Source organism: Pseudomonas sp. MF08875 (assembly GCF_059862525.1).
The window spans coordinates 153,728-161,202 of record NZ_JCBCUW010000007.1; the positions used below are offsets into that span (position 1 = coordinate 153,728).

The window sequence follows — 7,475 nt, forward strand, 5'->3', positions numbered from 1 at the left end:
CTTGCTCATAAGCTAATTCTAAAAAGTTATTTATTTTTGAATTCTTAGATCATTTAGTCTCCTCATCAGCCGAAACCTCGGCCGCCTGATGAGGAGCTTCACGATGAAACTGCACGCCCCCCTTCGCCTCCTGGCGGCCCTAACCCTGGCGGCGGCCAGCCTGTTCGCCCACGCGGCGGACCTCACCGTCGCGTACCACACCACCGTGGCCCCAGCCACAGTCGCCCGGGCCGACGGCAGCTATGCAAAAGCCACCCACGCGCCCCTCAAGGCGCAGGGCAAGGTGCAAGCCGTGCTGCCGGACTACGCGCCCTACGTCAGCGCCCTGTTCATCCCCAACTGACCCGGAGTACGCCGCGATGGCCTTGTTAGAACTGGAGCGCATCAGCGCACAGTACCCGGGCAGCCCCGAGCCGGTGCTGGCCGACATCACCCTCAACCTGGGGCCCCGGCAACTGCTGGTGGCCCTGGGCCCATCCGGCAGTGGCAAAACCTCGCTGTTAAACCTGATTGCCGGTTTCGTCACCCCCAGCGCCGGGCGCATCACCCTCGACGGCGTGCCCGTGCAAGGCCCCAGTGCCGAGCGCGGCGTGGTGTTCCAGGACGACGCTCTGCTGCCCTGGCAGGACGTGCTTGCCAACGTCGGTTTCGGCCTGGAACTGGCCGGCGTGCCCCGCGTACAACGGGACAGCCGCGCCCGCGAGATGCTGGCCCTGGTGGACCTGGCCGGGTTCGACCAACGGCGTATCTGGCAGCTCTCCGGCGGGCAGAAACAGCGCGTCGGCCTAGCTCGCGCCCTGGCCGCCGACCCGCGTGTGCTGCTGATGGATGAGCCGTTCGGTGCCCTCGATGCCTTCACCCGCGAACAGATGCAGGAGTTGCTCCTGCAAGTCTGGCGGCGCACCGCCAAACCGGTGTTCCTGATTACCCACGACATCGAAGAAGCGGTGTTCCTGGCCACCGACCTGATTTTGCTGGCGCCCAACCCCGGGCAGATTGTCGAGCGCCTGAGCCTGGATTTCGGCCAGCGCTACGCCGCCGGCGAATCGGCGCGGGCGATCAAGTCCGACCCGCGCTTTATCGAAACCCGTGAGCATGTGCTAAGCCGCGTGTTCTCCCAACGCCAGGAGCGCGCATGAGCAGCTACGAACTCCCCGCCACCGTCGCCAAACCTGCCGGCCACGCGGCACCCGCCGGCGCCCCGCGCCGCAGCCTCGGCACCCGCACCATCAGCGTGCTGACGCTTTTGGCGCTGCTCGCCCTGTGGTGGGCGGTGACCGCCAGCGGCCTGATCGAGCCTTTGTTTTTGCCGCCGCCCTCGGCCGTGCTGCAAAAGGGCTGGTTGCTGGCCACCAGCGGCTACATGGATTCCACCCTGTGGCAGCACCTGGCCGCGAGCCTGGGGCGCATCGGCCTGGGCCTGGGCTTTGCCGTGCTCACCGCCGTGCCGGTGGGCATCGCCATCGGCCACAACCGCATCGCCCGCGGCATCCTCGACCCGCTGATCGAGTTCTACCGGCCGATCCCGCCCTTGGCCTACTTGCCGTTGATCGTCATCTGGTGCGGCATTGGCGAGTTGTCCAAGGTGCTGCTGATTTACCTGGCGATCTTCGCCCCGATCGCCATCGCCACCGCCACCGGCGTGCGCACCGTGGACCCGGCGAAACTGCGCGCCGCGCAATCGCTGGGTGCCACCCGCGCACAACTGATTCGCCATGTGATCCTGCCCAGCGCCCTGCCCGACATTCTCACCGGGGTGCGCATCGGCCTGGGTGTGGGCTGGTCCACCCTGGTGGCCGCCGAACTCATCGCCGCCACCAGTGGCCTGGGTTTCATGGTGCAGTCGGCGGCGCAATTTCTGGTCACCGATGTGGTGGTGCTGGGGATTCTGGTCATCGCCCTGATTGCCTTCGCCATGGAAATGGGCCTGCGCGCCCTGCAACGCAAACTGGTGCCGTGGCACGGCCAGGCCCATTAATCACCGCCGAGCGCTCGGCGCCACACACTCAAAGGGAACCCCATGAGCAGCCTGACCATCACCCCTATAAGCCTGGCCCTCGGCGCGCAGATCAGCGGCGTCGACGTCAGCGCACCGCTGAACCTGGAACAACGGGACGCCATTGAGCAGGCGCTGCTCAAGCACCAGGTGTTGTTTTTCCGCGATCAGCCGATCACACCTCAGCAGCAAGCGCGATTTGCGGCGAACTTCGGCGATCTGCACATTCACCCGATCTACCCCAACGTGCCGGAACAGCCCGAAGTGCTGATCCTCGACACCGCCGTCACCGACGTGGGCGACAACGCCATCTGGCACACCGACGTGACCTTCCTGCCCAACCCGGCCATGGGCGCGGTGCTCAGCGCCAAACTGCTGCCCGCCGTGGGCGGCGATACCTTGTGGGCCAGCGGCATCGCGGCATTCGAGGCACTGTCAAAACCCTTGCAAAACCTGCTCACCGGGCTGACGGCAACCCATGATTTCACCCGCTCCTTCCCGGTGGAGCGCTACGGCACCACCCCCGCCGACCTGGCGCGTTGGGAAGAAGCACGCCAGAAAAACCCGCCCGTGTCCCACCCCGTGGTACGCACCCACCCGGTCAGCGGGCGCAAGTCCCTGTTCGTCAGCGAGGGCTTCACCAGCCGCATCAACGAACTGAGCGGCAGCGAAAGCGAAACCCTCCTCAAATTCCTTTTCGCCCACGCCACCCGCCCCGAATTCATCGTGCGCTGGCGCTGGCAGGCCAACGACATCGCCTTTTGGGACAACCGCGTCACCCAGCACTACGCCGTGGACGACTACCGCCCGCAGCGTCGGGTGATGCAGCGGGCGACGATTTTGGGGGATGTGCCGTTTTAGCCGGCAAATGACCAACGGCAAGCCGCCGGCCCGCTGACAGCGCAATGACTTCATTGATTGCAGCGGGAGGCACCATGGCGAGTCTGACTATTCGCAACCTAGACGACCGCGTGAAAGAGCGACTGCGGGTCGAGGCAGCGCACAGCGGTCATTCCATGGAAGAAGAGGCCCGCTTGGTTTTGCACAAGGCACTGAACAAGGCGGCCAGCGGCGATGGCTTGGGCAGCCGCATTCGCGCGCGGTTCGCCGAGGAGGGTGGCGTGGAACTTGATCTGCCCGCGCGCAGCGACGCGCCCCGCGTGGTGGACCTGGGACAATGATTGTGCTCGACACCAACCTACTTTCCGAGCTGATGCGGCCACCACCCGCGCTCGTCGTTTCGCTTTGGGTAGAGCAGCAAGTAGCCAGTGATCTGTACATCAGCGCCATCACCATGGCGCAGATTCTCCACGGCATCGAGCGTCTGCCGCCCGGCAAACGCCGCAGCAGCCTGCTGGACGCCGCACGGGGGCATGTTCGAGGAGGATTTCGCTGATCGTATCCGCCGGAACGTCTGGACAGCCCGCGGTCAGCTTCCTGGCAAGCCTTTAGACCGCCATCACCACACAGGGGTTACGTAATGCCCTGTGGGCATAGGCGCGCTCGTGATGAGCCTCCCCAACCTCACCTGACCAAATGCAAAAACTGCATGTGCCGTTCGTACTGGTCGAGGATGTCGTTGATGATCTGCTCTTTGGTGTAGCCCATAAGGTCGTAGTCCTGGCTGCCTTCGGCCAGGTGCACTTCGGCCCGGTAGTAGCGGCGGTTACGCAGTTCCTTGGGGCCCATGCCGCCGCGGGCGAAGGACGGCGTGAAGTAACCGCGCATCTGCACCTGGTACACGAACGGGTGCTCGTCACCATGGCCGATCTCCAGGCTGACGCTGTCGTTGGCCGGGTCGGGCTGGGCGACGACGTTCAGGCCTTTCTCGACGAACACCGCCGTCACTTCCTCGATGGCCGGGCGCACCGTGGTGTCGAGGAAGCGGTAAACCTCATCGCGCGAAGGGAAATGCACCGCCTGGCTCAGGCGCTGGCGCCAACCACCCTTGCCCCGGCGCGAGGCCGAAACCGGTGCCAGGGAGTGCAACTGGGCGATCTGCTTCTGGGATTCGAGGTAAAACGCCTTGTGCAAGCCCCACATCATCAGCAGCAAGATCATCGAGAACGGCAGCGAGGTCAGCACCACCGCCGACTTCAGCGAATCGATACTGCCGGCGAACAGCAGCGCGCTGGTCACCAGGGCCGTCATCGCGCCCCAGAACACCCGCAGCCACTTGGGCCCGTCTTCATCGGCGTTGCCGCCCCGGGCCGAGAGCGTGGACAGCACCACGGTGCCGGAATCCGCCGAGGTGACGAAGAATACGAAGCTAATGAACACCGTGACCGCGATCACGGTTTTGCCCCAGGGGTAGGTTTCCAGCAGCAGGTACAGGGTCATCGACGGGTTTTCCAAGGCCGACATGCCCAAGGCACTCATGCCGTGGTTGAGCACCAGATCGATGGCGCTGTTGCCGAAAATCGACATCCAGGCCAGGGTGAACCCCAGAGGGATCAGCAGCACGCCGAAGACGAATTCGCGGATCGTGCGGCCCCGGGAGATACGCGCGATAAACAGCCCGACAAAGGGCGACCACGCGATCCACCAGGCCCAATAGAACACCGTCCAACCGCCCAGCCAGTCGCTGGGCTTGTCGTAGGCGTACACGTCGAAACTCTTGGCCGGCAAGGCGCCGAGGTAGTCGCCCAGGTTCTGGATCAGGGTGTTGAGCAAGTGCTGGGTGGGCCCGGCGAACAGCACGAACAACAGCAACGCGCAGGCCAGCAGCATGTTGATGTCGGACATCACCCGCACGCCTTTATCGACGCCAGCGACGGCGACGATGATCGCCGCGCCCATCATCAGGGTTATCAGGCCGACCTGAATCCATTGGGTGTGGGCGATGCCGAACAGGTAATCCAGGCCGGAATTGAGGTGCAGCACGCCAAACCCCATGTCCGCGCCCAGGCCAAACACCGTGGCGATGATGCCGAAGCCATCCACCGCATAGCCGATGGGGCCGTTGATGCGCTTGCCGATCAACGGGTACAGGGCCGAACGCAGGGCCAGCGGCAGGTTATGCCGGTAGGCGAAGTACGCCAGGGCCATGCCGACAAAGGCAAACACACCCCAGCCGTGCAGGCCCCAGTGCAAAAACAGCACCTGCATGGCCTGGCGCGCCGCATCGGCGGTGCCAGCCTCGCCCTGGGGCGGTTGCAGCAGGTGCGTCAGGGGTTCGGAAACGCAGAAGAAAAACAGCGTGATGCTGATCCCCGCCGCGAACAACATCCCGGCCCATGACAGGTAACTGAACTCGGGCTCGTCGTGGTCGGCACCGAGCTTGATCTTGCCGTAGCCAGACAGCGCGGTGACCACCACGAAGACCAGATACAGGGTCATCGCCAGCATGTAATACCAGCCGACCGTATTGGCCGCCCAGTCCTGCGCCGCCAGCAACCAGGCGCCGGCCTCCTGCGGGAATGCGATCACCACCAGGCCGAACACCAGGATGAAACTGGCTGCGAAATAGAACACCGGCGCATTCATGCGCATCTGGCCGGAGGTAGGAGTAGACGATGCACTCATGGACGATGCACCTCAGGGATGGAAAAGGGGGCCGAAAAAAACGGACTCAGCAAAGGCAAGCCTCCTGTTGTGTACGGGCAGCGAACCACCGGTTTAACTTGAACGAGCGTTCAAGTTAAACATGGATAGGGTTCGAGGACTAATCGTAAGGCTCGCCAGTACTTTCGTACGCTAGCTCAAGGAAGGGTATGACGTGGGGTAAACAGTTTCGTTCAGCGTTAAAACCGTCGGCAGCGAGGCGATGGCTAGCCAAACACCATCGCGGGCTGGGCCCGCTCCCACAGAGCACGTTGCCTGAACCGAAAACCAACCGACACCACAGCCCTACTGTGGTGTGGGTGGGATTTTCATTTTTCCTCTGTGGGAGCGAGCCTGCTCGCAATGGCAGCCTGAGTGGCGGTGACGAATGGCAGGGGTAAGACAGTTGCTCCCACCGGCGATCTCTATTGCCCAGCCCCTACTTCTGCGTCCCATCATCATGTTGCAGGTTGGCCTGGGTCAGGTTGCAGCCGGGCGGAACGCTGCGGGTCAGCCAGACGTTGCCGCCGATGGTCGAGCCCTGGCCGATGGTGATACGCCCCAGGATCGTGGCGCCGGCGTAGATCACCACGTCGTCCTCGACAATCGGGTGGCGCGGGTGGCCTTTTTGCAGTTGGCCGTCCTCGTCCGCCGGGAAGCGCTTGGCGCCCAGGGTCACGGCTTGGTAGATGCGCACCCGCTCGCCGATGATCGCCGTTTCGCCAATCACTACGCCCGTACCGTGGTCGATAAAGAAGCTAGGGCCGATCTGCGCGCCGGGGTGGATGTCGATGCCGGTGGCCGAGTGGGCTATTTCCGAACTGATGCGCGCCAGCAACGGCAACCCGGCGCGGTACAGGTGGTGGGCCAGGCGATGGTGGATCACCGCCAGAATGCCGGGGTAGCACAGCAGCACTTCATCCACGCTGCGGGCGGCCGGGTCGCCATGGTAGGCGGCCAGCACGTCGGTATCCAGCAGGCTGCGCAGGCCCGGCAGGGCCAGGGCGAAGTCCTGGATCAACGCGATGGCGCGGGCCTCCACCTCTTCATCGACACGGGCGCTCTGGCGCGCCACGTAGCGCAACTCCAGGCGCGCCTGGCAGAGCAACGCGTTCAGCGCCACGTCCAGGGTGTGGCCGACGTAAAAGTCCTCGCTCTCTTCACGCAGGTCAACCGGCCCCAGGCGCATGGGGAACAACGCTCCGCACAAGGCTTCGAGGATCTCGGCCATCGCCGCCCGGGACGGTAATTCCCGCCCGCCCTGCTCGCCGCTGATGCGGCCATTTTGCGAACGCCACTGATCGCGGGCGGCCCGCAGTTGGCCGACGATGGTCTGCAATTGCCAATGGCTGGATCGCGCACTCACGGTAGAACTCCTCACACTGACGGCGGCAAAAATGGCCTCCACTTTACGGCACGCCGCCCAGCGCCGTTTAAGAACCGTTTGTATGGTGGCCAGCACATTCGGGCATAAGCCGTTGGCAGTCGCTCCTGGCAGCGGCGGCCTGAACTCCGCCGCCGTGGTGCTGGCCGGCGCTCAACAACAAGCCAGGTGAGGTAGCCACAGCCCCTGCCAGGGTTTTTCGATAAAGGCGTGAGTGCTGAACAAGGCATTGTTTGCCGCCCCCAACATGGGCGCACCCGAGAGTTTTCGAGCAAGTTACCGAACTCTGCCGCACCCTAAAGTTTCATTTCAACTCAATGAATTTTTATTTCTCTTCCTTACCGGCATACTCCACTCATCGGCGCTCGCCCCCTTATTAAATCGGTATAACTTATCGAAGTTCACACTCTAGAACTTCGCAGGCACCCTGAATTCATAGAATAAGCGCAACGCTTGAAACGAGAGGCAGAGAGCCAGCCACCGGTAGAATCCAGGCTCTCACACCGAAGGATTCAAGCGCAGATGACTACGCATTACCGGCAGCTGACTCAG

Annotated in this window: 6 protein-coding genes and 2 pseudogenes; 6 read left to right on the top strand and 2 right to left on the bottom strand. The window is 63.5% G+C overall.

The genetic code is table 11. The annotated features are described in order from the left end of the window. Positions 1 to 103: 103 nt before the first annotated feature. From tauA to AC19YT_RS06210, 6 genes and pseudogenes are all read left to right on the top strand, one after another. A pseudogene (gene tauA / locus AC19YT_RS06185) lies at positions 104 to 268 on the top strand (taurine ABC transporter substrate-binding protein); the annotation flags it as partial. Between the two features lie 91 nt (positions 269 to 359). Continuing rightward, positions 360 to 1,139: a taurine ABC transporter ATP-binding subunit gene (gene tauB / locus AC19YT_RS06190; RefSeq protein WP_095109178.1), complete on the top strand. Its 780-nt coding sequence runs from the start codon at positions 360 to 362 to the stop codon at positions 1,137 to 1,139. After that, positions 1,136 to 1,978 (top strand): taurine ABC transporter permease TauC, encoded by an 843-nt coding sequence (tauC, locus tag AC19YT_RS06195; protein WP_500609936.1) that lies wholly within the window; start codon positions 1,136 to 1,138, stop codon positions 1,976 to 1,978. Before tauB ends, tauC begins: the two co-directional genes overlap by 4 nt. 42 nt (positions 1,979 to 2,020) lie before the next feature. Continuing rightward, positions 2,021 to 2,857 (top strand): taurine dioxygenase, encoded by an 837-nt coding sequence (gene tauD / locus AC19YT_RS06200; protein ID WP_095109180.1) that lies wholly within the window; start codon positions 2,021 to 2,023, stop codon positions 2,855 to 2,857. 74 nt (positions 2,858 to 2,931) lie between these two features. Then, positions 2,932 to 3,177 (top strand): FitA-like ribbon-helix-helix domain-containing protein, encoded by a 246-nt coding sequence (locus AC19YT_RS06205; protein WP_500609937.1) that lies wholly within the window; start codon positions 2,932 to 2,934, stop codon positions 3,175 to 3,177. Continuing rightward, positions 3,174 to 3,399, top strand: a pseudogene (locus AC19YT_RS06210) (PIN domain-containing protein); the annotation flags it as partial. The gene AC19YT_RS06205 and the pseudogene AC19YT_RS06210, both read left to right, overlap by 4 nt. 121 nt (positions 3,400 to 3,520) lie before the next feature. On the opposite strand, the gene betT reads toward AC19YT_RS06210, so the two are convergent. Continuing rightward, a complete protein-coding gene (betT, locus tag AC19YT_RS06215) occupies positions 3,521 to 5,482 on the bottom strand; it encodes a choline transporter BetT (protein WP_176465107.1) in 1,962 nt (653 codons plus the stop codon). A 496-nt stretch (positions 5,483 to 5,978) separates the two neighbouring features. Then, a complete protein-coding gene (gene epsC, locus AC19YT_RS06220) occupies positions 5,979 to 6,905 on the bottom strand; it encodes a serine O-acetyltransferase EpsC (protein ID WP_095109184.1) in 927 nt (308 codons plus the stop codon). Positions 6,906 to 7,475 lie beyond the last annotated feature (570 nt).